Origin of the sequence: Enterocloster sp. OA13, assembly GCF_022440595.1 — a bacterium.
Classification (GTDB): Bacteria; Bacillota; Clostridia; order Lachnospirales; family Lachnospiraceae; genus Enterocloster; species Enterocloster hominis.
This window is the reverse complement of sequence record NZ_JAKNTF010000001.1, coordinates 5964390-5988839: the sequence shown is the minus strand read 5'-3', so window position 1 is coordinate 5988839 and position 24450 is coordinate 5964390. Positions and strand designations below refer to the sequence as shown.

The window sequence follows — 24450 nt, the reverse complement described above, 5'->3', positions numbered from 1 at the left end:
CGAAAAAGCGCCTTGCTTTCCTTAAATTTTAATGAATTAACGTACCGCTGTCAAATCCTATGGGATAAAAACCTTATTACTTTCCTGTATTTCTTATTTTATTAACGTATTAGGTTGTTTAAATTATTTTTATAGGATATAATCAACCTAATATACAGGAGGCATTTGCATGAAAAAGAAATTACTGATATTAACCAACAATCCGGTGGCAAAAATAGGAATCTCGTCCTATCTGTCCTCTATTTTTAACCAGTACCTGACCATCCAGTCCGCCAGGGGCGCTGATATCACCCCCGAGATCCTGGACCATGCGGACTGTATCCTGCTTTCCACGGAAAACATAAAGGATAATCTGCCTTATCCGATTCCTGAACATGTATACCAGCTGGTCTGCATGCGCACGTTCAACCATACCTATCTTCACAAGATCCTCCAGATTCCTCCCGGCTCCTCCGTCTATCTGATCAATGATACGGAAAACAACGCGGACGAGGTCATATTACAGCTCCAGGAATTCGGTTTCTCCCAATACCATTTCCTTCCCTGGTATCCTGGCTGCACCAACCCGGATGAGAGTATCCATTACGGGGTTACCCCCGGGGAACTGCACCTGGTCCCTTCCACCCTCACCACGGTCATCGACATCGGCAACCGGGTCGTGGATATCTCCACCATCAATGAAATCATTGCCTGCTTCCATCTGCCCACCAGCCTGGCCGACGAGGTGACCAGGAATTATATGAGCCACATCGTACAGGTATTAAAGCTCTCCAACCAGCAGCTGAGCCACGCCCTGGATATGAAACAGATTACCCAGATGATCCTTGACAATGTATCCGAAGGTTTCTGCCTTCTGGATGAAAGCGGGATGATCAAGATGGTGAACCAGCCCTTCCGCAAGCTGACAGGATTTAAGGAGAAGAACCTGTCCGGCTGTGATTTCTGTGCGCTTTTGCGTTCCTACGGGATTGATTACGATTTCCCCAACACAAGGGAAACCATCATCAGCCAGCCGGGGCACGGGCGCATACGCCTGTGGTTCCAGAAGTTCAGCCTGAATCCCAAGGCCGAGTTATACCTGATGCATGCCTCCGTCTGTGAGGAGCAGGCGTCCGGGTCCTCGGGAACCGCCTTCCCGTTCCGCGCCAGGCCTTTGTATGACTTCAACAACATGATTACCAGGAACCCTACCCAGTCCCATCTTCTTGACACGGCCCGCAGGATATCCCTCAATGATTTCCCGGTCATCATCCAGGGGGAAAGCGGCACGGAAAAGGAAATGCTGGCCCAGGCCATCCACCGCAATTCAAGACGGCATGACGGACCTTTCATTTCCCTGAACTTCTCATCCCTGAATCCATCCGGAATTGAGGCGGAGCTTCTGGGGACTGAGGAAAATGCATCCCTTGGGACCAGGCGGCATATTGGGGCCTTCCAGGCCGCATGCCGTGGGACACTGCTTATTAACGGAATCCAGCACACAGCCCTGCAGACGCAGCAGCTGCTGCTGAACGTGCTTCAGAACGGATATTATATGCCGATCGGCAGTTCCGGGCCGTTGTCATTGGATGTGCGGATGATAGCAACCACTACCACGGATTTATACAGCCTGGTGCTGGAGGGGCGTTTCTTAGATGACCTGTTCTTCCTTCTGAACACATTTTCCCTGAACACGGTGCCGATCCGGCAGCGAAGGGACGATATCCCCCTCCTGCTCAATAACTTCCTAAGGGACGCCTTCAAGGACCCGTCCCTTGTCATGGAGGACGTGCTGACCGGCAACCTGACAGCCTTCCTGAAGCAGTACGACTGGCCGGGCAACGCACAGGAGATACACAACCTGAGCAATTACTTCTCATGCATCTACCAGCGGGAACCCATCCCCCTGGGCGACCTGCCCGGCTACATATTGAACCAGATACTGAGCCGCCAGACCTCCCTTGACGTGACAGAAAAACACATCCTCTCCCTGATCATCTCCCATCCCCGCATCGGCCGCAGCACGGTCATGGAGCAGCTGAAGAAACAGGGCGTCAGCCTGACGGAGGGAAAGATCCGCACGGTCTTAAGGAAGCTGGCGGATGCAGGATATATCAAGGTCCACCGCACCAGGGGCGGATGTGAGGCCACGGAACTGGGAATCCTCATAAGCCGTGGGTAGCAGCGCCATGTATGCAGACCGGCAGACGCCGGACGGCTATTATGTGGATGGCGGCGGCAGGCTGAGGTAGCATATAGCAATCCGGACAACAGGATATTTAAAAGTAAAATGAGAATGTCCACAGGCGCGTTGCCTGTCCCTGTGGACATTCTCATCTTCATTTCATTGTCTGTGCTGCTGATTTAACCATACCTCTGTTCATATATATCGTCTGGTATTGGAATCATGCAAAAGGGATGGCCTGAAATATCCGTCATTACTTTCCAGCTATCTGAAAATTGACATTCCATCATGTTTGCCCCGCACTTAACTGCATGTTCTATTTTACTTTCATATTCATCCATGCGGACATAAAAATCCAAATGTATCATCTGCTGCTGCTCTTCTTTGGTTGACGGCCATTTTGGTTTTTTATATTCAGGGTTTTCTTGAAATAATAAGGGCGTTTCACTGTAATCCTCTTTTGTTACAGTAATCCACTTTTCTCCATCTTGAATCTGGCTGCTTTTTGTCCACCCTAACATTGCTGCGTAAAAATCAGACAACTCTTCAATATTATCACTATCTAATACGATTGCCCCTAATCTCATTTTGGTTCCACCCCGACAGCTTCCTCAGCCGCAATCTCAATCCCCAGCTCCTGAAGCTGCTTCTCATCCACCTCGCCCGGCGCTTCCGTCATAAGGCAGGATGCGTCCTTAACCTTAGGGAATGCGATAACGTCACGGATACTGTCAGCGCCCACCATCAGCATGACAACGCGGTCCAGGCCGTAAGCCAGGCCGGCGTGGGGCGGCACACCGTACTTAAATGCGCTTAACAGGAAACCGAACTGCTCATTGGCGCGCTCCGGCGTAAAGCCCAGCACCTCAAACATCTTGGACTGGATATCCGCCTGATGGATACGGACAGAACCTCCGCCCATCTCAACACCGTTCAGCACGATATCATAAGCCTTGGCGCGCACACGTCCCGGATCCGTATCAATATACTGTATATCCTCATCCATGGGCATGGTAAATGGATGGTGCATGGCTACATAGCGGTCTTCCTCTTCTGAATATTCAAGTAACGGGAACTCCGTTACCCAAAGGAACTTAAAGTCATCCTTCTTTAACAGGTCCAGCTGTCTTGCCAGCTCCAGACGCAGGTTGCCCAGCACATCAAATACAACCTTATCCCTGTCAGCCGCAAACAGCAGCAGGTCGCCTGGCTTTCCGTCCATGGCGGCAATCAGGGCCTTCATCTCCTCATCCTTCATGAACTTGGCAAAGGAGGACTTAAAGGAACCGTCCTCTGCAATCGCCACATAGGCAAGGCCCCTGGCACCGAATCCCTTGGCATACTCCACCAGGGCGTCAATCTTCTTCCTTGGCATATGGCCCTGTCCCTCTGCGTTAATGCCGCGGACGGAACCGCCGTTCTCCAGAGCGCCCTTAAACACTACAAATTCACAGTCCTTCACAACCTGGGACACATTCTTAAGCTCCATGCCAAAACGCAGGTCCGGCTTATCAGAGCCATAGCGGTCCATGGCCTCCCTCCAGGTCATGCGCTGAATGGGCAGCTGTACGTCAAAGTTACAGATTTCCTTGAACAGCTTCTGTAAAAGACGCTCGTTCACATCCAGCACATCATCCACATCCACAAAGGAAAGCTCCATGTCAATCTGTGTAAACTCAGGCTGGCGGTCCGCCCTCAGATCCTCATCCCTGTAGCACCGTGCCAGCTGGAAATAACGGTCATAGCCGGAACACATCAACAGCTGCTTAAACAGCTGGGGTGACTGGGGGAGCGCATAAAAGGAACCCGGATGCACGCGGCTTGGCACCAGATAGTCGCGGGCGCCCTCAGGCGTGCTCTTAATCAGGGTCGGTGTCTCAATCTCAAGAAATCCTTCCTCTGCCAGGAACGCCCTGGTAAGGGTTGCCACCCTGCTTCTGGTAATCAGGTTTCTCTGGAGATCCGGTCTTCTAAGATCCAGGAAACGGTACTTAAGGCGAAGCTCCTCCTTGGTCTTAGAATTTTCCTCAATGGGGAAAGGTGGTGTCTCAGACTCTGCCAGCACCCTCATGGAGTGCGCCCTTACTTCAATGGCGCCTGTGGCCAGGTTTTCATTAACAGCGCCGGAACGCGCTTCCACACGGCCAGTAACGGCAACCACGAACTCGCTTCTCAGCTTCTCTGCCTTTGCAAAGTTTTCTGCACCGCAGTCACTCTCTTCGAATATGATCTGCAGGATACCGGAACGGTCGCGTAAATCCACGAATATGATCCCGCCCTTATTCCTGCTCTTCTGAATCCATCCCATAACGGTCACTTCCCGGCCGATATCAGCGGTTGTTACTTCTGTACATCTGTGGGTCCGCTTTAAACCCATCATTGATTCTGCCATGATATTATCTCCTTTTTATTTCTTCAGGCTTTCCTTGTAGAATTCCTTAAAGTCAGTGTATCCCTCTTTACTAAGCTGTTCCTTCTGGAACTTCTTATTCTTATTCATCTGGGCAACCAGGACCTGGACACCCTTTCTCCGCTCTGCCATGGCTTCACGGATCACACCGGCCAATGCAGCGCTGTCCACACCCTTTTCAAAGAGGAATGCTTTCTTATCCGATGCGCCCGGCACTTCAAACCCATTATCCAGAAGAATGGTTACAATACGCTCGAATCCAATGGAAAACCCGCAGGCCGGTGTCTCCATGCCCGTGAACTTGCCAATCATCTTATCATACCGTCCCCCTCCGGCAACAGAGCCGCCAAAGCCTTCCATGGATACCTCGAAAATGGTTCCTGTATAGTAGGACATCCCGCGTACCAGGGTGGGGTCGAATTCCAGTCCGAACTCAGCTTCCGCCACCTCCGTGACCGTGTCCATGATGTGAGCCAGGTTCTCACTTACCTCCAACGGCATGATTTCCTTAAGCCTGTCGCCCAGCGCCCGCACACCTGCTGCGTCCTTTGTGACATTCTTAAGCATGTCCAGATATGTGTCAACACTTTCCTTCCGGTATCCCGATTCCAGAAGTTCCTTTTCCACGCCCTCAAAGCCAATCTTATCCATCTTGTCCAGGATAATGAATACCTGGTCCATGGATTCCTCCGGGAACCCGCAAAACAGCGCCATGCCGCGCAGGATTTCCCTGTCGTTGATCCTCACCGTGAATCCATTGTCCGGGCAGATCTTACCCAGGGCCGTGGTGGTGGCCAGGATCAGTTCTATCTCAGCAAGGCTGGTGGCATCGCCCAGGATATCGATATCGCACTGGACAAACTGGCGGAAACGCCCTCTCTGGGGCTTGTCGGCGCGCCATACGCTGCCCATCTGCAATGCCTTAAAGGGCTTTGGCAGGTTCGCCGCATTGTTCGCATAATAGCGCGAAAGAGGAAGGGTCAGGTCATAGCGCAGCCCGCTGTCCGTCAGGTCATTCTCGCCCCCGGCGGCTTCCAGGTTCAGCTTGTCCCCCCTTTTCAGGATCTTGAAGATAAGCTTCTCATTATCCCCGCCCTGCTTGCTGGTCAGGTTCTCTATATGTTCCACGCAGGGAGTCTCTATCTGTGAAAACCCAAATCCCCTGTATGTCTCCTTAATCTGATTCATCACATATTCGCGGATCTGCATTTCCGCAGGAGTGATATCCTTCATTCCGGTAACCGGTTTCTTCGCCAATGCCATATGCATTCTCCCATTCTATCGTTCTGATTTTAGTCAATACATATATTTTAATTAACTTTCACGATTTTGCAAGTGTTTTGAGGAAATAAGATGTATTTCACACAAATTAACCATGGAATCGAAGAATTTTGGCATGTCTATCCCTTATTTGGGGTATTCATGGTATTTGGGGCATCCATAGTATTTGGGGCACCCATATCATTTGGGGCATCCATATCATTTAAGGCGCTCATATTCATACGCGTCCAGAATCAGGGCTGTCAGCCGTTCCTTCGCCGTTTTGCCAAGCACCAGGACCGGAAGCCTTTTCTTTCCATTTACCAGGTATGGATAAACCACACTCAGTCTCTCCCTGCAGTAATAAATCCTGATGCCGCAGATGGTAATCCCGTCACATATCCTGACAGAGGCAATCCCGCACAGGCTGTCCTCCTCATTTGTTTTGAGCCGGACGCACACCTGGATTCTATCAGTCCCTGTTTCCATACCAGTCCTCCCGGCTCCCGTACATCCCGTCGTCAGCCTTTTTCCTTGAAAATGCCACAAGGGCTTCCCTCGCCGCCCCGCCGTCCGGATAGGCGCAGGCCGTTCCCATGATATATCCGGCCGCCTGGTTCCATTCCCCGGTACTGTACTTCCCCGGATCCATGTGGGGCAGCACGAAACGCAAGACAGACTGGCTATACCCGTACCTGAGGTCTGACAGGTACATGCACTCAAGACCCGCAGCCAGTTCTTCCAGCAGACCGGTGGTGCCACGCTGCGGACTGGCGGTGCCACTCTGCGTATTGATGGTTCCACACTGCAGATTGGCAGTTCCACACTGCGGATTGGCGGTTCCACACTGCTGAGTGGCAGTTCCACACTGCGGATTGGCAGTTCCACACTGTGGACTGTCCTGTCCGCCTGTCTCTTTTTTCATTCCATTACCATTCATTATCTCCCTATCCTCCATATAATCCTTCCTTTCCTTCAGAGCGTGGCTGAGTATTACTTTACATCAGCCGGACAGCCTGCTTTACGACATAATACATATTATGTCGTTCCTGGATTTAGGGACAAAAGTACGATACGCATGATAATTAAGATATATAGAAGCATATCCGTTAACGGATACGAAATAAATATTGTCTGACATTCATTTTGTGGTATAATGTATTTATGAATTTTAGTTCACAGCATAGGATTTAAGCTGGTTTTCTCTGTTTTAAAACATAATATGTATTATGTCGTTCCTGTTTTTCATATAATCATTTCCATTTTCTGCATGGCCTCCTGCTGCTCTTCCCCTGTGGAAATAGTATAAATCCTGGTAGTCTCAACACTTGAGTGCCCCAGTATATCTGCCAGATGGACCAGGTCCTTATCAACCCCATAATAGGTATAGGCAAACAGATGCCTGAGATTGTGGGGAAATACCTTCTGTTCCGGGATACCGGCCTTTATGCACAGCCGCTTCATCTCCGCCCATATATTGCTGCGGTTTACGGCCATACCTCCCGACGTGACAAACACGGGGCCGGAAGTCAGGCCGTTCTCACGGCAATATCCGCGCAGGCGGCACCGCAGTTTCTCTATCAGGAAGATGGTTCTGAATTTTCCTTTATTATATATTTCCACCCGCCCCGCATCCAGGGCTTCTACCGTGATGAAAGGCAGTTCACTTATGCGTATCCCCGTATTTCCTATGGTTTCCATAATCATGGCCAGTCTTTGATTATCCAGATACAGGGCTGTTGTCACCAGCCTGGCATACTCTTCCTTGGTAAGCCTGCGCTCCTCACCTCCCATCAGATGCCGCTGTACCTTGAACTGGCTTACCCTGTACCTGTCCCAGTTCTTATAATGAAAAAAGCAGTTCAGCGCAGCCAGCATGGAGTTGGCGCTTGATACCTTGTAAGACCCCTGCAGATAGCTTTTATACTCTATGACTTTTTCCCTGGTCACCATTTCCCCAGGAGAAAGATATTGTATAAAAGCCGCAACATCCCTGCAATACTTGTCAATGGTCCGTGCAGAGCGTTCCATGTTAATCAGATACTTTTTAAAATCAAGTATATCATTCTTGACTATTTTGTTTTCCTGCATATAAATCCTCCTTTTTGCATTATCGTAATAATCCATTTTATACTTATATTGCCCAAAATAAAATGATTATACGAATGGCTGGAGGAAAACCGGATGCGGACTCCAGGAGGGGGAGGTATGGAAAAGACAGGTGTGAAAAATAAAAGACACCGGATGATTTTTAGTATCCGGTGTGCTGATGTGACTGCTTTTTAACTATGGATTAAGGGCCGCCTATTTTCATGGCAGCCCTCTATATGGTGATTCATCTAATTATGTAACTATCTGTTATACGAATCTGTCTGCTACATGTACCTCTACATGTCACTGTTTATTAATCCGCTTAAACTGGTCTATATGTTCTTTCATGCATTCAACTGCCCTTGCCTCCGACTGGTCTACGATGCACTGGAGTATCTCCATATGGCACTGAATCAGGATATCCTGCTCCTTCTTATAATTATCCGGCCCCATACGCATGATACTATGTGCAATCGTATTCTGCATGGGGTTCCTCAATGCCCTGACCAGGATTTCAAATATACTGTTCTTAGACGCCTTTGCAATCAGCTCATGAAAATCCCGGTCCAGGGATGTGAACAGTTCTATATTATCCACACAGGCCTTCTCCCGTTCAATCAGTTCCTTCAGCTCCTCGATATCCTCTTGCGTACGTTTACTGGCTGCAAAACGGATTGTGGTCAGCTCCAGCATGTTCCTTGCATCATATATCTCCTCCGGGGTAATATCATGCATGGCCAGCATAATCTTAAGTGTCTCCTCCAGCTGTGAGGTTTCCGGCTTGCATATAAGCGTGCCTCCGCCTCCGGTCACGGAAATCAGCCCCTTCATCTCAAGGACCCTGAGGGCCTCCCTGACCGTTGGCCTGCTCCTGGCAAACATCTTAATCAACTCACGTTCCGGCGGCAATGAATCCCCCGGTTTCAGTTTTCCTGCTAAAATCGAATCCTGAATCTGATTCACAATTTCCTCTGAAGCTTTCTGTACTACTGCGGGTTCAAACCCTAATGTATTGGAAGTCTGCATCTATAACCTCAAATCCTTCAAATTTTAATTATCCCCTTCCCTATAAAGTACCACAATTTAGGGGATAAAACAAGATTAGCCCTTAGATTTCTTCTGCTATCACGCTGCACGGTGCCCCTCTGGCGCCTTTTAATTTCATGGGGATAACGGAAAGTTTTACCCTCATCTTGGATATCTGGTTCAGATTCACCATTGCACCGATGAAGCTTACATTGTTGGTTGTCATCACATTGGGGGATTCCCAATCCTCTATGGCTTTCTCAGCCGTATACTGGGCCAGGAAACGTCTTGCCTCGATGGACGGGAAGGGATTTCTTTCCCAGGCCGGCCTGTCGGCCCAAAGCGGTCCCTGATACTTGTCTCCCCTGCCCCAGTATGCAACATCGGAACCTGCCAGGCTGGATTCATTTTCATGCATGATCCTGCAAAGCTCCTCTGCCCCCTCCTTGGAAATACAGGGTCCTCTCCTGGCATATGCATCGCCCAGCTCCAGATAACGTTCATCATCGCCCCACCCTGTCCTAAGGATGAAAATATCACCTTTTCTGATATCCGCGTCCTCCGCCGCGCTGCGGATCTGCCCTGCTGTCACAGCGCCGTCCATGCCGCATGGCACATCCAGGATTACCGCATCACGGTTCAGGAATTCATTCAGCGGAAGCCTGTCCACGGTGGGTGCGTTGGGATCCTGCATGGCCTTAATCATAAGCCGGGTCCCTGTCTCGGAATGCATGGTAATCATCCATAGTTCATAAGAATTCTTTTCGTGGGTGGTAATCGGTTCCGTGCGGAAGGGTACATCCCATGCCCACACATTTCCCACGGGCATGTAATCATAAAACGGCATGGTACAATCAATATACTTTGACATAAAATTTCTTCTCCATTTCTTTTTATTATAATTGTTTCATTCTTACATAATGACTGACGGCAGCCAGGTAACAAGAGATGGTATGAATATAATCATAAGCAGCACCACCAGAAGGACGGGAATGAATGGAAGTATTGCCTTAACCGTCTTCTCTACCGGCAATTTAGCCACCTGGCTTACGGTAAACAATCCCATTCCAAAAGGCGGGGTGGCAAGTCCAATCATCAGGTTCAGCACCATCATCACCCCGAAATACACAAGGTCAATCCCCATGGCCTGTGCAACCGGCACCAACACAGGGGTTATGACAATCAGGATTGCTGTGGACTCCATAAACATGCCAAGGATTAAAAGCAGTATGTTTACAACGATTATGAATGTAATGGCATTGGGCATGGCTGCCGCCATGTCTGTCAGTACATTCCCCAGCTTGCATATGGTAAGCACATAGGAAAATGCATTTGCCGCCGCTACAATGAACATTACAATTCCGGTAGTCATCATGGTTTCCTTAAATATCCTCGGAAGATAGGACAGTTTCAGCTCCTTGTATACAAAGAAACCCAGGATGAATGCATAGAGGACAATGACTGCGGCTGCCTCCGTGGGGGTAAACCATCCGAAGGTTATTCCAAAGAGGATGATTGCAGGGGACAGGATGGGAAGAAATGATTCCCTGAAACAGTCCCATATCTGTCTGAGCGTCATCCGCTCATCTCTTGGATATTTATTTTTAACGGACAGGATATGGTTCAGCGCCATAAGTGCCAAGGCAATAATCAGCCCTGGAACCACCCCTCCCATAAACAGCTTCCCAACCGAAACACTGGCTATTCCTGCGTAAATGACCAGCGGTATGCTGGGTGGAAAGATTGGGCCAATGGTAGCGGATGCCACGGTAATGGCTGCCGCGTATTCCGTGGGATATCCCTGGTCCTCCATGGACTTGATTTCGATATTTCCCAAGGATGCGCTATCCGCAATGGCGGAGCCTGAGATACCGGCAAAAACCACGCTGGCGACTACGTTGGCATGCCCCAATGCTCCCGGCATGCTCCCTACCAGCGCCCTGGCAAAGCGGAAGATGCGCTCAGTCACACCTGAATAATTCATGATATTGGCTGCCAGGATAAATAGCGGGACCGCCATCATCAGGTAAGAATCCGCTCCCAGCTGGACCTTCTGTGCAATGACAACCAACAGCATATCCGTTGTCAGGGCCAGTGAAACAAAGGTTGACAGCCCAAGGGCCAGAGCCAGGGGCACCCCGATGATTGCCAGGACAGCAAACAGCACGATAAGCAATACAAGCGTTACATTCACGTCCCTGCCTCCTTTCCCAAAGCCTCCTCAGATATGAATCTGACAGAATGGACAATCAGAACAAACATGCTCAGCGAAAAGAATATATACAGCCAGAAATTAGATATACCGGAGGAGGCCAGTCTGGTTTCCCACAGGCTGATACTTAATTTTAATCCTTCCCCCCCTAATACCCCGAAGAATACAATCCCGGCTGCGTTGAGCAGTATCTGGAACATCCGCTTAAACATGGGAGGATAATGGTCGTAAAGCACCACGAACCTTACATGCTCCTGCTCGTGGTAAACCATGCATGCGCAGAAGAAGACCAGCGCAATCATCAGGACCCTCAGGACATCATATGCCCATATGATACTCGTGTTAAACACATACCGCATCACTGCATTGACGATTATGACTGCAAACATTCCTGTAAGGCAGATAATCCCAAGCACCTTTGTCACGGTATTTAAAAAATCGCTAATCCGTTGCAACACTTTCATCATTTTATGTACTCCTATTTACAAAGCCAGGTTACCATCCCATGTCCTTTACGCCCTGGATCAGGTCAGCATCCAGCTCCTTCTCCCATTTTTCATAGACAGGTTTTACCGCCTCAATCCAAGGTGTATAGTCTTCAATGGGAGTTATCTGCACACCGCCCTCTTCTAACAGACCACGGTACTTATCATCTGATTCAGCCACCAGGTCAGCGTACATATCACAGCCTTCGGCAACCACCTCGTCAATCAGCTTCTGGTCTTCGGCAGACAGGGAATCCCAAAACTTCTGGTTAAATGCAACCACATCAAAGTTCATCATATGATGGGTCTCTGTTTTGTATTTCTCAATTTCAAAAAAGCTCATGGTATAGGTATTCAGGAACGGATTCTCTTCCCCGTCCAATGCACCGGTCTGAAGCGCCACATACACCTCGCTCACATTCATCACAGTGGTATTAGCTCCCAGGGCCTTAAGGGTGTCAATCAGTATTTCATTATCAAACGCCCGGATTAAAAGTCCTTTTAAGTCGGCTGGCGTTTTGACCTCACGTTTATTATTCCCTATGTTCCTCCATCCTACGGGCCACCATCCATTTGCATGGACCCCCTTTGCATCAAGCAGGGACAGAAGCTGTGTGGATTCCTCACTATGCATGAATTTCTTGACATGGTCAAAGCTGGAAAACAGATAGGGAAGCTCCACGGTATAAATGTTCTTCTCAATGGTCCCGAATGTAGAGGTGACACAGCTTTCTATGGTTCCGTTGGTAACGCTGTTCATCAGTTCATTGGATGTTCCCAGCTGCCCCGACGGATAGGTCTCCAGTACAATCCTGCCTCCTGATTTCCCTGCCAGCTGGCTGCTCATCCACTGCCCTACAATTTCTGCCGGATGATCCACGGAATAGTTGTGTCCAAACTTGATTACAATGGTCTCACCGGATGGAGCCGGGGCCTCTGTCCCCGTTGTCTCCCCGGCCTTCCCTTCTTCCTGCGCTTTGGAATCCGTCTCCTTGGTGTTTTCCGACACTGCCTGGGTACCAGCTGTCCCGGCCGGCGCCTTACTGGTACACCCGGTAAACATGGATGCAATGACTGCTGCCCCTAATAACATGGCAATTCTGCTTTTCCTCATAATCCCTCTCCTTTACTTGTTTGAAATCATAGTGTTTCACTGCTTGCTTTTAACAATTGTATCGCCTGCATCAGGTACCTGTTCCTCTTTTGCGTAATTTCCTCCATATCCTTGCCTGACCAGTCATAGAACCCCTGTCCGTCCTTATAGCCGCGCTTGCCCGACTCAATCAGTCCTGTCAGATATGGGGAAGCCGACCTGGCTGCCGATATCTCAGGCAGCACCGTGTCCTGGACCGAAGCGGTCAATTCCAGTCCAATGGTATCCATATGTTCCAGCGGCCCCATGATAGGGAACCTCAGGCCCATGCCCATCTTGATGGCCGTATCAACATCCTCTGCGTCCGCCAGCCCCATGGAAACAATCTGTATGGCTTCCCTTATGATTGCCTGATAAATCCTGTTGGCAAGCTGGCCCGGCAGATCCTTCTTCACAAGGACAGGGGACTTTCCCCAGGTTTTCAGCCTTTCCTTAACCTGAACCGCCACCTGGATGTCAGTATGTTCCCCCACCACCACCTCAACCAGGGGAATCAGGTGTCCGGGAAACCAGAAGTGGGTAGAAACCGTGCGTTCCGGGAACCTTGTATATCTTGCAATATCAGATATCCTAAGACCTGACGTATTGGAGGTTATGGGGATTTCCCTTGGAAGCAGTCCATCCACCTGTTTAAAAACCATCTGCTTCAATTCAAGATTTTCAGATACGGCTTCAATTACCATACCGGCTTTCTTTAATGCCTCTGCCAGATCCGCCTCTGGTTCAAGCAGTCCCTCTGCCCGTTTTGCCGGCTGGTCAGCAGCCAGCCCGTTGGAACAAAGCTCCCTCACACATTTTAAGGCATGGATCACACCCCCCTCTGCCTTATCCCTGTCCACATCCACAATAATAGTAGGATTTCCAGCCAGGGCACTGACCGCCGCAATCCCGCTGCCCATAAGGCCGCCACCGATAATCACTATACTCTCTCTCATAGACATCTCCTTTAACAGTTCAATACCTTCTTCAGGAAATAACAGGACTGGATACACAGACAGGCATCCGGCGGGCAGTCCACCTCCAGGCTGACGGTCCCGTCATATCCAGCCTCCACCAGACTGTGAAGCCGTCCCTCATGGCAGGCATATCTGTCAGTTCTCAGGAAACCGCGTCTGTCCGGGCTTCCCTCATCATCCGATATATGTACATGTGCGGCAAAGGGTACATATTGCTTCAGGTCCATATCAGCCTCCCCGCTCTGCTCCATATTATAAAAGTCCAGAACCATGCGCAGAAACGGATGCCGCACTGAATCCAGGATATCCTTTGCCTCCTCCAGACGGTTGATATAATTGCAGTAGCATTCCCCCACTGCCTCCAGTGAAACATATATATCATAGGCCGCAAACTCATCCGCAGTATACCGCAGGAATTCCTTCAGCTGCTCATTGGCAATGGTTCTGTCATATCCCACCGGAAGGCATCTGGACCTGGGTGCCCCGACTCCCACCTGGACCACAGACAGTTCCGAGGCATAGGCAGCTATCTTCCTGGCATAGGCCCTCGCCTCCCCCAGGTTCTGCCCAGGCCCGGCTATGATGATATTTTCCGGACAATATGCATTAAGGCTCTTACACCTTAAGTTCCGTTTATCCAGCCTGCGCCGTAATGCAGTGATTTGGCCCGGCTCCATCCGGAACAGTTCCTTTCCCGGCAGCTCCACAAAATCAAAACCACATTCAGGAAGCTTCCCAATATTCCCTGATGAAATACAACAACCGATTTCCATTTACCCAATCCCCTTTTGCTCCGTTTGGCTGACAGACGCCGTATCCGGTTTCTCATGTATATTATCCAAGGCCCAGAACCCTGCTTATATTTTTGTGGAATATCATCTCCTTTTCCTCCTCGCTCACAACACCCTGCAGAAGCGCCTTATACTTGGCAACCTCCGCCCTCATTACCTCAAATGGGGTGTCGCTTCCAAAACATACACGGTCCGGCCCGACTTCACGGATTCCTTTCAGAAGGGACCTGGCCCTTATATCGCTGCCTATGATTGTCACGTTGGGGCACTCTTTGGCCACTTCAATGGCTGATGCACTGAGATCCGACAGCGCGGCGCCTCCCATGTGGACCATAAGGATCTTCAATTCCGGATACCGCTTTGCTATGTTCCTTACCCGGTGCGGATGGGTACCCTCATATGCATCCGCCCCCGTATGCAGTGCCAGCACCGCATTGCATCTTGCTATCTCTTCTACTAAGGGAAGTACCATCTCAGGATCATCATTCATATGTTCATTCTGCGCCCCATTAAATTTGACACCATAAAAACCATATTCATACAGGCACCGGTGAAGCTCATCCCTGGCATTGTCTTTTCCCAGCCTTGGATCAACCCAGCCAAACCCCAGGATCTTCCCGGGATAACGTTTGGATGATTCATACAGGTAGCGCTGTACTTCCGGCAGCATGGAGCGTATGTAGGGTCTGTGTACCCAGCAAAGGGCCTTGTCAACCCCTGCTTCTTCCATGGATTCCATGAGCATCTCAGCATTCATGTTGGTTTCGTACTCATGAAGCGGCGAAAGATGCACATCTGCGTCAATAATCACAATATTTCCTCCTTTTCCAGTCAGATATCCTGACCTTAAGACTATAATTAATGAGTCATCTTATATAACCTATCTAACTTGGTTATATTATATACACGTTCTGTATTGAATTTCAAGGGCATTTTAAATTTTTGTCTAAACTATTCAAATATAGCAGCACAACTTGCAGCATATTGCACAACACTTTTTAACCAAAATTAAAAAGCACCTCCCGCAGGAAGTGCTTTTCCTCTGAAAATTATAATATCCATTGTATTCTGTCTATCGAATCCAACCCCATCCTCAACCATATGGGTCACTAAATCCAGGCCGCACCAGGCACACCTACCCTTTCACCGCCCCCAAAGTCAGCCCATCCTTCATGAACGCCTGCAGCACAATGAAAATAACAATGACCGGCAGGGTTGCCAGGGCGGTTCCGGCCATGGTGACAGGCCACGGCGTGGACATGCCCTCGCTGAAGGGGAGCATGGTGATTGCCACCATCAGGGTGTATTTCTCGCTCTTGCGAAGGAAAATCAGGGGCCAGAAGAAGTCATTCCATCTGGCTATGACGGTCAGGATGCCCCAGGAAGCCAGCGCGGGCTTGATAATGGGCATGACGATGCTGGTATAAATCTTAAAATCATGGCAGCCGTCTATGCGGGCCGATTCGATGATCTCATCCGGCACATCCATGATGTACTGTCTCATGTAGAAGATACCGATTGCAGTTGCCATCCTTGGGATGACCAGGGACCACAGGCTGTTAATCAGCTCCATCTTCCTCATGACCAGGAACATGGGGATTGAACCAACCTCAGGCGGGATCAGCATGGTTGCCACGCAGAAATAAAACAACGTCTTATTGCCCGGGAACTTATATTTTGCAAATGCAAAACCAGCCAGGGAGCAGAAAAACAGGGACGTGACCGTGCCGAAAAATGTAGTGAACACACTGTTATAAAAGTTCTTCCAGAAATTAGGAAGCAGTTCAAAAAGACGTTTCAGGTTCCCAAGGGAAGGATTCCTGAGAATCAGGGAGTTGAATCCGCTGACGCTCTCCCCCGCCCCTTTGAGCGCAATCAAGCACATCCATATGATTGGGAACATGGAAAATATGACTATGATGATAAGCAGCGTATGTACCAGTATATCCACCAGCTGCCTTCTTGTTCTGTAACCCATACACCCACCTCCTTATACTTCGCCCTGTTTCATGCGTATGATGAACTGGATAATGGAAACAATCAGCAGGATAAGCGTCAGCATACAGCCGATTGCACTTGCATATCCCAGCTTAAACACATTGAAACCAGACTCATACATGTACTGGAACAAGGATACGTTGGACGTGCCAGGTCCCTGCAGCATGAATGGCTCGTTGAATATCTTCCAGCTGTCAGCAGTCAGTGTGATGAAACAGAAAAACATGACGTTGGACAGGGAGGGCAGCGTAATCTTGAAAAAACGCTGGAACGCATTGGCCCCATCCACTTTTGCCGCCTCATAATACTCAGGCGATATATTGAGCAGTCCGGAGAGCAGTATCATGGTAAACCACGGGGTATTCCTCCACACGTTCAGCGCAATGACCGGAAGCTTGGAAAATCTGGTGCCTGTAAGCCAGTCCACCTTGCTTCCGCCCATGGAAAAGATGACCTCGTTAATAAGGCCCGTATTCTTCTCAAACAGCATGCTGAAAATAATACCCATGGCAATAACGGCACAGATATTAGGCAGATAGGTAGCGCTTTTGAAAAACGCCTTGCCCCTGAGCCTGTTATAGTTAAGCAGCCCCGATATCAGAAGCCCCAGGGCCAGAATCAGTATGACGCCTGTAATCCAGTAAATCACCGTGTTCGTAAGCGCATCCCAGAACATATAATCCTTAAAAAGCATGTTGTAGTTCTGCACGCCGGTGAACCGCGGCTCCCCGATTCCGTTCCACTCTGTCAGGCTGATATACACGGTCCAGATATTGGGAACCAGCTGAAACACCAGGAACAGAATAAAAAAGGGCATGATGAACAGATAAGGATACCGGTACCGTTTTAGAAATTTAGCCATGATTAGCCACCCCTTCTTCTCATATAAATATAACAGGCGCGGCACGGATTGATTCAGTGCCTTGCTCCGTGCCGCGCCATCCAACTCTCCTCAGGTCAAATCTCCTGGGGCGTGTCTGAACATACATTCCAGCTGTCTGCCCTAAGGTAAAGCATTATTCGATTGTTGCCTTTCCAATCTTCGCTTCCAGATTCTTCTGCATATTTGCAATCGCATCGTCCATGCTCTGATCGCCTGCAACATATTTTTCCAGCTCAGCGCTTATAACGGTGTCTGCTTCCGCATCCTGTGGCGTCACAACCAGGTTCTTGGAACTGTTCTCAAGTCCCTTTCCTTCCATTTCCCTGAAGGACTGTCCGCCGTAGAAATCAGATGGTTCTTTCCAGAATGGGTCTTCCAGCATGGAAAGGGCTACCGGGTTGGCATACGGTCCGTTCTGGGACTCAACCTCATTGACCCATTCCTTACGGGCGTCATTGTCAAACTGGAAATCATACCACAGCTTCTGGAACAGGGATGTATACGGATCATCCGGATTGTTGATGACTGCCCAGTACTGGGAAACAGGCGCTCCGCCTGTACCGATTTCCTTGAACACAGGGGCTTTCATCACACGCCAGTCACCGGCTGTCTCAGGTACGTTCAGGCGCAGGAACTCATCCCAGAATGCGCCGATATAGAAGGTTGCAATCTTATCTTCCCGGATGGAATCATACATCGGCGGTTCCAGGATGGCTGACTTAAACAGCAGGTCTTCCTGGCAAAGGGTATCCAGCGTGGTAAATGCCAGCTTGGCCCCCGGGTCGCTTCCAATGACCACATTGCCCTGGTCATCCCAGATATGGGCGTCCGCCTGAGGCATGAGGCCGCGGCGTCCGTAATAACGCCAGGTACGGCTTGTTGGGTCAATGTAGGAAAGGTATGTACTGCCATTGCTCTTTTCCTTTAACTGGCGTCCGGCTTCAATCCAGCCCTCGATGGTTTCCATCTGTGCAGGGTCAACACCGTACTTGTCAAAAATCCTCTGGTTATAGAACAGCAGCTGCGGGCGCACGGAATCAGGATAGCCGTAAATCTTCCCGCCAAGGGTTGCGTCATTGCATGCGCCGTCAACCATATTCGGCACCTGCGGCGAGATGTCGTCCGTGACATCCATCACAATGCCGCCCTTTGCCAGGTCAATGAGGCTGACAGGGTCTATCATGGTTGCGGTAGGCAGGTCGTCCATGGCTCCGGACAGGTATGTCATGCTGATTTTCTCACGGGCATCATTGACATCCTTGGTCTGGACAATCTCAATCTTCACGCCTGGCGCGATGTCGCGGTTGCGCTCCAGCCAGTTGTCAAAATAAATCTGCAGGTACTGGGGCTGCCCATAGGCGTAAATGGTCATGGTTCCGTCCGGATAAGCCTTCTTGTCCTCTCCTGCCGCCTCGCTGCTTCCTTCGGCTGCCGGAGCCTGGGTTTCCTTTGGCGCCGCTGTATCCGCGGGCTTGTCTGAACCGGAACCGCCGCCGCAGGCCGTTGCCGACAGCACCATTGAGCCAATCAGGATTGCTGATAAAAATCGTTTCTTCATATTAAAATCTCCCTCCCACCATGGTCTTCCATGGCTTTTATATTAACATCATATTGCTTACATGAATCCGGCTGCCACATAGTGTTTAGAGCCCTTCCAGGGCATCCACCGCGGTCCTCAGGCGGTCATAGGATGTCCCTGTGGGAATGGTGCAGTCCGTGCCCAGGATAAACCCGGTCCTTCCGGCCTCAGCCACCACTCGCCTTACCTCTTCCCTTATCTCATCCGCAGTGCCCTCAATCAGCGGACCCATATGGTTGGAAAGCCCGCCCATGATGGCACAGTCCGTGAATATCCGGCGTCCCTCCGACAGGCTCAGGCCCGCCTCATACACGCCCCAGTTGGCAATGGTATAAAGGCCCTTATAGCTCTTATAGCGGTCAAAATTCACATCGGTCTTGCACATATGCAGGATGTTGTTCCCTCCCGCCTCCAGACATGCATTCATGATCTGCTTATCAAACGGCATTATGTACTCTTCAAACTCCTGGTCCGTAAACAGGAAACGCTCCCCGCCAAGGCCCGCATACAGGATTCCGTCCAGTCCCAGCTCCACGAACTTCCCTGCCAGCTGGCACAGTCCGTCGGCAATCCGCTTCATGGCATCCAGCACCGGGGCCTTATTCTGGCGCAGGTGGCTTACCAGCAGCTGCCTTACGGGCATATAACCGTAATCCGGTTCAATGGGGTGGATGGTGGAGGCCACGATGCCGTGGAGTGTGCCGATGTTATAGGCATCCATGTCACACCGGTCCAGCACACGTTTCACCAGTTCAATCTCATCCTGCATGAACCTGTCATCCAGGGAAATGCTCCTGATGCACTTCCAGTCATCCGGCGTCTTAATGGACCCCATATTGGGAACCAGGTTCTCATTCATGATTTTCTGGATGTCCGGATTTACCTCCTTAAAAAACTTGAGGTGTTCCTCCACAGCTGCTTCGCCGAACGCAACTTCCCTTGGAAAATGCATGGTAAAATAACTGGGGATCTTATCCACGGGCTGATTCTTCATTGCCGCAAAAACTCGTTCTCTCTTCTTCACGTCCCTTTACTCCTTTATATTTATTTTACCGAATATATTTTTTTCATTTTTAAATAATATCACAGATTTGTGAATTTTTCAATATATTCGGAATTATTCATATGCATTTCGACCATTTGTGACACATTTCCCAACTTATACCTTGTTGTTTTTCACAATACAGGCAAAATCCTTTCACTTATATAAACCACGATGCAGCAGGCCGCAGACACCTTCAGAAGCCCGCCTCCGCCCAGCGCGGCAAGGATTCCTGTAACCAGGGCCGCCAGGGCCGCCACAGGGCTTCTGGTGGCCCCCAGGATGGATGGAAATGTCATCACCGCCAGCGTCACATACGGCACATAATATAAAAATGACCGGATCAGCGTATTCTTTAACTCATGCCGGATGAAAATCAGCGGAACCGCCCTCACCAGGTAAGTGGCCGCGCCCATGACCAATATGTAGATATATACGTTATGCTCCATTTTCCCTCTCCTCCTTGATGGGGAACAGTATGGCTGCAGCCCCTGCTATGATGATGGTCAGCATCATGATACGCGTCCCCGGGGAGATACCGCTGCACAGTATGGACATGGCATAGCTGGCAGCCATGGAAATGGCAATCAGCACGCCCAAAACCCGTTCCTTGGCAGCCGGAGGTATGATTACCGCCAGGAACATTCCGTAAAGCCCCACACCCAGGGCGCTTACAATCCCCTCTGAAAGGGCGTTCCCCGCAACCACGCCAAGACATGTCCCCGCTGCCCAGCCGGGCATGGATATGAGCATCATCCCATAATAATAGCGCGGATTCAGCTTTCCCGGGACCATGATGGATGCGCCGAATATCTCATCCGTGACATCATATCCCATAAGCATGCGGTGAAGCACGGACGCACCGCTGCCCAGCTTCTGGCTCAGGGCACATGACATCAGGAGATACCGGGCGTTGATGATCAGCATCATGATTGCGGCCTCCACATATCCGGCCTTCTCAGAAATCATGGTAAAGCCTGCAAATTCCCCTGCCGAGGCATTCATGAACAGGCTGGTAATGGTTGCCTGGAAGGGCGTAAGCCCTGCGTGCCGGGCCGTGATGCCAAGGGTAAAGCCCACGGACAGATACCCCAGGGCAATGGGTATCCCGTCATGTATTCCCTTTTTCAGCCAAAACATATTCTTTGTGTCCATTGTTTTTCCCACTCAAATTTTGTGATGGCTTTATTATAACTCCGGTATTGAAATAAGAAAAACGAAAGTTTATAATGGATACATTAGGTTGTCTTATGTTTAAGGAACGATTAAAGGAGAAGCCCATGAACCGATACGATGTGTTTATAAGAATTGTGGAAACAGGCAGCTTTACACAGGCAGCGGCCGAGTCAGGCTATACCCAGTCTGCCGTGAGCCAGATGATACGCACGCTGGAACACGAGCTGAATACCACCCTGTTCCTCCGCTCCAAGACCGGCGCAGAGCTGACGCCGGACGGCAGGGAATATCTGCCTTACATACAGTCCGTCAGCAATGCCAGACGTGAATTGGATGTGAAATGCCAGGAGATGCAGGGCCTTGAACGTGGCCTGATACGCGTCGGGACATTTACCAGCGTCAGCCGTACCTGGCTCCCCAGGTTCATAAAGGATTTTAAGAAAATGTACCCCTCCGTGCAGTTCATCCTGCGCCAGGGGGATTACACCAGCATCTGCCAGTGGGTGGCTGAGGGAAGCGTTGACTTTGGCTTCACCAACCCGGACGTCACCTCCAGGCTTACCATCATCCCCCTGTGTACGGACCGCATGCAGGCCGTCCTTCCCCCGGACCACTATCTGGCAGGGGAGGAATCCATCTCACTGAAGACCCTGGCATCCCTGCCCTACATCCTGCTGGATGAAGGGGTGGAGTTAAGCGTCCCCCTGTCCGCCTTCTACCGGCACGGGCTGAACCCCAACATACAGTACACGGTGGTGGATGACTACACCATCATGTCCATGGTGGAACAGGGCCTGGGCGTCTCCAGCCTCTATGACCTGGTGTTAGAAGGATATCACCAGAACATAGTGACAAAACCCATCTATCCCGAAGTCACCCGCACCCTGGCCCTTGTGTACAAGAACAAGAAGGTGCTTCCCATAGCCAGCCGATATTTCATCGATTATATATTGGACTACTTTAAGATATAGGGATTACAGGAGGATTTTCTCCTTGCGCCCTATCATCTCGTCAATCCGGCTGATATACTGTTCCACTTCCTTCACGTTCTCGCACCGCTCCCGCCTGTTTTCAGACGGGAATACCACCTTGGTGGTGGTTCCGGCGCCGCAGGCGGCAATGGTCTGCATTTCCTCCATGATAAGGATGTTATAGATGCAGGCCTTGCCAGGAAGGGAATATCCCACATTCTCAAAATTACCGGCCATGTTCTTCTGGCGGTAGAGATAGTATGGCTCCATCCCCATCTCCCTGGCGCAGGCAGCGCTCAGGTCAATCATCTCAGGCGTATTGCTGATTTTCAGGTCCCCGTACTGTTCCCTGAACATGTTAAGGCGGGCAGCCCGCTTAATGGCCAGGGAATGGACGGTAAGGGAGTCCGGCGCCAGCTCCTTTACCTCATGAAGTGTATGGCGCACATCGTCCATGTCCTCCTCAGGCAGTCCCATGATCAGGTCCATATTAATGTTGTCAAAGCCCAGCTCCCTTGCCATCCAAAACCGCTCCTTAACCATTTCCACGGAATGGCGGCGTCCAATCAGGTCCAGGGTCTTCTGGTTCATGGTCTGGGGATTAATGGAAATGCGGGTGATGCCATGGTTCCTCAGCACCTTCAGCTTTTCCTCCGTTATGCTGTCCGGCCGCCCGGCCTCCACGGTAAATTCCAGGGCATGTCCCGTATCAAAAAGGTCTTCCAGTTTACATAAGATAGCATGGATATCCTCCGCCGGAAGGGATGTAGGTGTGCCGCCTCCAAAATAAATGGTATCCAGAGGCCGTCCCTTCATTTTCCCTGCGGTGTATTCCAGTTCCTTAAACAATGCCTCCAGGTAAAGCCCTGTGCGCCCCGTCCATTTGCTGATGGGATAGGAGGTGAAGGAACAGTACAGGCAGGTGGTGGGACAGAAGGGAATCCCCACATAAAGGCTGTAACCCCGCTCATAATCCAGGGGTTCAAGCAGCTTCTTTTCCCTGGCAGCAATCTCGATGCTCAGGTTAATCTTCTCGTCACTGGCCATGTAGGTTTCTTTCATGAAGGAACGGATAGCATCCTCATCCCAGCCCTCCTCCAGCCTGGTAAGGGCAATCTTGGTGGGACGGATTCCTGTGAGGGACCCCCAGGGGAGCCCTGTTCCCGTGCGCTCCATAAGCATCTGGTAGAACATTTTCTTAACCACGTTCTTGGTGGCTGAGTGGTCGGACAGGTCGGATGTCCCGGTACGGCTCACTGACAGCTTCCATGATACCGGATTCCCTTCCTCAGGGCCTTGTCCGGCCGGAAGGGCCGCGGCCCCGCCCTGGTCCATCCCGTCCCGGCCTCCGTCCCTGTCCCATATGAGGACCGAGATTTCCCCCTGCCCCAGCTTTGTCTCCACATAAAATCCCAGTTCATCCTTAACCTCATGGGCATAGGTTTCACCCGGATAAAAGGACATCAGAAGTTCTCTGATGTCCTGTTCATATGCATTATCCTGTATTAATAATCCAATCATATAAGTCCTGCTTTCATTATCTGTAAAATGCAATGGGGTTGCTCTGCTTCTCATGGCCAATGGTGGTTGTCTCCCCATGTCCCGGATATACCATGGTATCGTCCGGCAGATGGAATACCTTGTTTACGATGGAATCCACAATCTGGCTGCTGCTTCCCGTTGGAAGGTCCGTCCTTCCATAGGATTCGCAGAACAGGGTGTCCCCTGCAAAGACCACCTCTTCCCCGGGAACATAGTAGCAGACCGACCCGGATGTGTGACCCGGCGTTTCTATCACCTTCCAGCAAAATCCGATTAAATCCAGCTCATCCCCGTCCTTTAACAGCACATCCGCGTGGAAGCTGGTCTGCATGCCGCCCCAGCTGCCCGACATGTTAAGTCCCCCATCCGCCAGCATGGCGTCCTCTGTCTCAGAAGCATATATCTTAATGTGGAATGCGCGCCGTAAATCCTCTGCCGCCATGATATGGTCAAAATGACCGTGGGTCAGAAGCACTGCCCTGGGTGAAATCCCCAGCTCACTGCATTTATTCAGGATATAATGTGCATTATCGGCCGGGTCTATGATTACGGCCTCCTTTGTAGTATCATGATAGACCAGGAAGCAATTGGTGCTTACCGCTCCCAGCACACATGTCTTAACACGCATATCACTCATATCGATTCCCCTTTCCATATGGCAGCCGTCTTTGCCGGGTACGTTTCATCAGATGCCTGCCGCCGGACATATCC

At 50.3% G+C, this 24450-nt stretch carries 24 protein-coding genes; 2 read left to right on the top strand and 22 right to left on the bottom strand.

Going from position 1 to position 24450, the window contains the following annotated elements:
* Nucleotides 1-169 precede the first annotated feature (169 nt).
* On the top strand, nucleotides 170-2161 hold the full coding sequence (locus MCJ35_RS26745) for a sigma 54-interacting transcriptional regulator (RefSeq protein ID WP_025484380.1): 1992 nt from the start codon (nucleotides 170-172) through the stop codon (nucleotides 2159-2161).
* Nucleotides 2162-2343: 182 nt separating this feature from the next.
* Here MCJ35_RS26745 and MCJ35_RS26740 read toward each other — a convergent pair whose 3' ends face one another.
* The 20 genes from MCJ35_RS26740 to MCJ35_RS26645 form a co-directional block, all read right to left on the bottom strand.
* Nucleotides 2344-2751 carry a VOC family protein gene (locus MCJ35_RS26740; RefSeq protein WP_008723739.1) on the bottom strand — a complete coding sequence of 136 codons (408 nt, stop codon included), beginning with the start codon at nucleotides 2749-2751 and terminating at the stop codon, nucleotides 2344-2346.
* Nucleotides 2748-4556 (bottom strand): aspartate--tRNA ligase, encoded by a 1809-nt coding sequence (gene aspS, locus MCJ35_RS26735; RefSeq protein WP_025484382.1) that lies wholly within the window; start codon nucleotides 4554-4556, stop codon nucleotides 2748-2750. The genes MCJ35_RS26740 and aspS overlap by 4 nt, the downstream gene beginning before the upstream one ends.
* Before the next feature lie 15 nt (nucleotides 4557-4571).
* Nucleotides 4572-5837 carry a histidine--tRNA ligase gene (gene hisS / locus MCJ35_RS26730; RefSeq protein WP_025484383.1) on the bottom strand — a complete coding sequence of 422 codons (1266 nt, stop codon included), beginning with the start codon at nucleotides 5835-5837 and terminating at the stop codon, nucleotides 4572-4574.
* Nucleotides 5838-6053: 216 nt separating this feature from the next.
* The gene (locus tag MCJ35_RS26725) at nucleotides 6054-6323 is read right to left on the bottom strand and encodes a hypothetical protein (protein ID WP_008723735.1); all 270 of its coding nucleotides are present in this window, start codon (nucleotides 6321-6323) and stop codon (nucleotides 6054-6056) included.
* Entirely contained in the window at nucleotides 6307-6774 is a 468-nt protein-coding gene (locus tag MCJ35_RS26720; RefSeq protein WP_155858439.1) for a hypothetical protein, read from the bottom strand. Before MCJ35_RS26720 ends, MCJ35_RS26725 begins: the two co-directional genes overlap by 17 nt.
* Nucleotides 6775-7079: 305 nt before the next feature.
* The gene (locus MCJ35_RS26715; protein ID WP_025484385.1) at nucleotides 7080-7925 is read right to left on the bottom strand and encodes a tyrosine-type recombinase/integrase; all 846 of its coding nucleotides are present in this window, start codon (nucleotides 7923-7925) and stop codon (nucleotides 7080-7082) included.
* Between the two features lie 303 nt (nucleotides 7926-8228).
* The gene (locus MCJ35_RS26710) at nucleotides 8229-8888 is read right to left on the bottom strand and encodes a FadR/GntR family transcriptional regulator (protein WP_162158530.1); all 660 of its coding nucleotides are present in this window, start codon (nucleotides 8886-8888) and stop codon (nucleotides 8229-8231) included.
* 145 nt (nucleotides 8889-9033) lie between these two features.
* Nucleotides 9034-9822, bottom strand: coding sequence for a cyclase family protein (locus MCJ35_RS26705; protein ID WP_025484388.1), 789 nt, complete (start codon nucleotides 9820-9822; stop codon nucleotides 9034-9036).
* A gap of 42 nt (nucleotides 9823-9864) precedes the next feature.
* Nucleotides 9865-11145: a TRAP transporter large permease gene (locus MCJ35_RS26700; RefSeq protein WP_025484389.1), complete on the bottom strand. Its 1281-nt coding sequence runs from the start codon at nucleotides 11143-11145 to the stop codon at nucleotides 9865-9867.
* Nucleotides 11142-11630, bottom strand: a complete 489-nt coding sequence (locus tag MCJ35_RS26695) for a TRAP transporter small permease (RefSeq protein ID WP_025484390.1) — start codon at nucleotides 11628-11630, stop codon at nucleotides 11142-11144. The genes MCJ35_RS26700 and MCJ35_RS26695 overlap by 4 nt, the downstream gene beginning before the upstream one ends.
* A 28-nt stretch (nucleotides 11631-11658) precedes the next feature.
* On the bottom strand, nucleotides 11659-12762 hold the full coding sequence (locus MCJ35_RS26690) for a TRAP transporter substrate-binding protein (RefSeq protein ID WP_025484391.1): 1104 nt from the start codon (nucleotides 12760-12762) through the stop codon (nucleotides 11659-11661).
* Nucleotides 12763-12788: 26 nt separating this feature from the next.
* Nucleotides 12789-13736, bottom strand: coding sequence for a 3-hydroxyacyl-CoA dehydrogenase family protein (locus tag MCJ35_RS26685; protein WP_025484393.1), 948 nt, complete (start codon nucleotides 13734-13736; stop codon nucleotides 12789-12791).
* 11 nt (nucleotides 13737-13747) lie between these two features.
* Nucleotides 13748-14530, bottom strand: a complete 783-nt coding sequence (locus MCJ35_RS26680; RefSeq protein ID WP_025484394.1) for a sugar phosphate isomerase/epimerase family protein — start codon at nucleotides 14528-14530, stop codon at nucleotides 13748-13750.
* A gap of 61 nt (nucleotides 14531-14591) precedes the next feature.
* Nucleotides 14592-15359, bottom strand: coding sequence for an amidohydrolase family protein (locus tag MCJ35_RS26675; RefSeq protein ID WP_025484395.1), 768 nt, complete (start codon nucleotides 15357-15359; stop codon nucleotides 14592-14594).
* 324 nt (nucleotides 15360-15683) lie between these two features.
* Nucleotides 15684-16526: a carbohydrate ABC transporter permease gene (locus tag MCJ35_RS26670; protein WP_008723716.1), complete on the bottom strand. Its 843-nt coding sequence runs from the start codon at nucleotides 16524-16526 to the stop codon at nucleotides 15684-15686.
* 12 nt (nucleotides 16527-16538) lie between these two features.
* Nucleotides 16539-17408, bottom strand: a complete 870-nt coding sequence (locus MCJ35_RS26665; RefSeq protein WP_025484396.1) for a carbohydrate ABC transporter permease — start codon at nucleotides 17406-17408, stop codon at nucleotides 16539-16541.
* Nucleotides 17409-17562: 154 nt separating this feature from the next.
* The gene (locus MCJ35_RS26660; RefSeq protein ID WP_008723712.1) at nucleotides 17563-18987 is read right to left on the bottom strand and encodes an ABC transporter substrate-binding protein; all 1425 of its coding nucleotides are present in this window, start codon (nucleotides 18985-18987) and stop codon (nucleotides 17563-17565) included.
* Nucleotides 18988-19072: 85 nt separating this feature from the next.
* Nucleotides 19073-20032: a uroporphyrinogen decarboxylase family protein gene (locus tag MCJ35_RS26655; protein WP_008723710.1), complete on the bottom strand. Its 960-nt coding sequence runs from the start codon at nucleotides 20030-20032 to the stop codon at nucleotides 19073-19075.
* Between the two features lie 152 nt (nucleotides 20033-20184).
* Nucleotides 20185-20499: an AzlD domain-containing protein gene (locus MCJ35_RS26650; RefSeq protein WP_008723708.1), complete on the bottom strand. Its 315-nt coding sequence runs from the start codon at nucleotides 20497-20499 to the stop codon at nucleotides 20185-20187.
* Nucleotides 20489-21205 carry an AzlC family ABC transporter permease gene (locus tag MCJ35_RS26645; protein WP_025484397.1) on the bottom strand — a complete coding sequence of 239 codons (717 nt, stop codon included), beginning with the start codon at nucleotides 21203-21205 and terminating at the stop codon, nucleotides 20489-20491. Before MCJ35_RS26645 ends, MCJ35_RS26650 begins: the two co-directional genes overlap by 11 nt.
* A gap of 74 nt (nucleotides 21206-21279) precedes the next feature.
* On the opposite strand from MCJ35_RS26645, the gene MCJ35_RS26640 reads away from it, so the two are divergent.
* Nucleotides 21280-22197: a LysR family transcriptional regulator gene (locus tag MCJ35_RS26640; RefSeq protein WP_008723704.1), complete on the top strand. Its 918-nt coding sequence runs from the start codon at nucleotides 21280-21282 to the stop codon at nucleotides 22195-22197.
* Nucleotides 22198-22200: 3 nt separating this feature from the next.
* Here MCJ35_RS26640 and hemZ read toward each other — a convergent pair whose 3' ends face one another.
* On the bottom strand, nucleotides 22201-23718 hold the full coding sequence (hemZ, locus tag MCJ35_RS26635; RefSeq protein ID WP_025484399.1) for a coproporphyrinogen dehydrogenase HemZ: 1518 nt from the start codon (nucleotides 23716-23718) through the stop codon (nucleotides 22201-22203).
* Nucleotides 23719-23734: 16 nt separating this feature from the next.
* Entirely contained in the window at nucleotides 23735-24376 is a 642-nt protein-coding gene (locus MCJ35_RS26630) for an MBL fold metallo-hydrolase (protein ID WP_025484400.1), read from the bottom strand.
* Nucleotides 24377-24450: the final 74 nt, after the last annotated feature.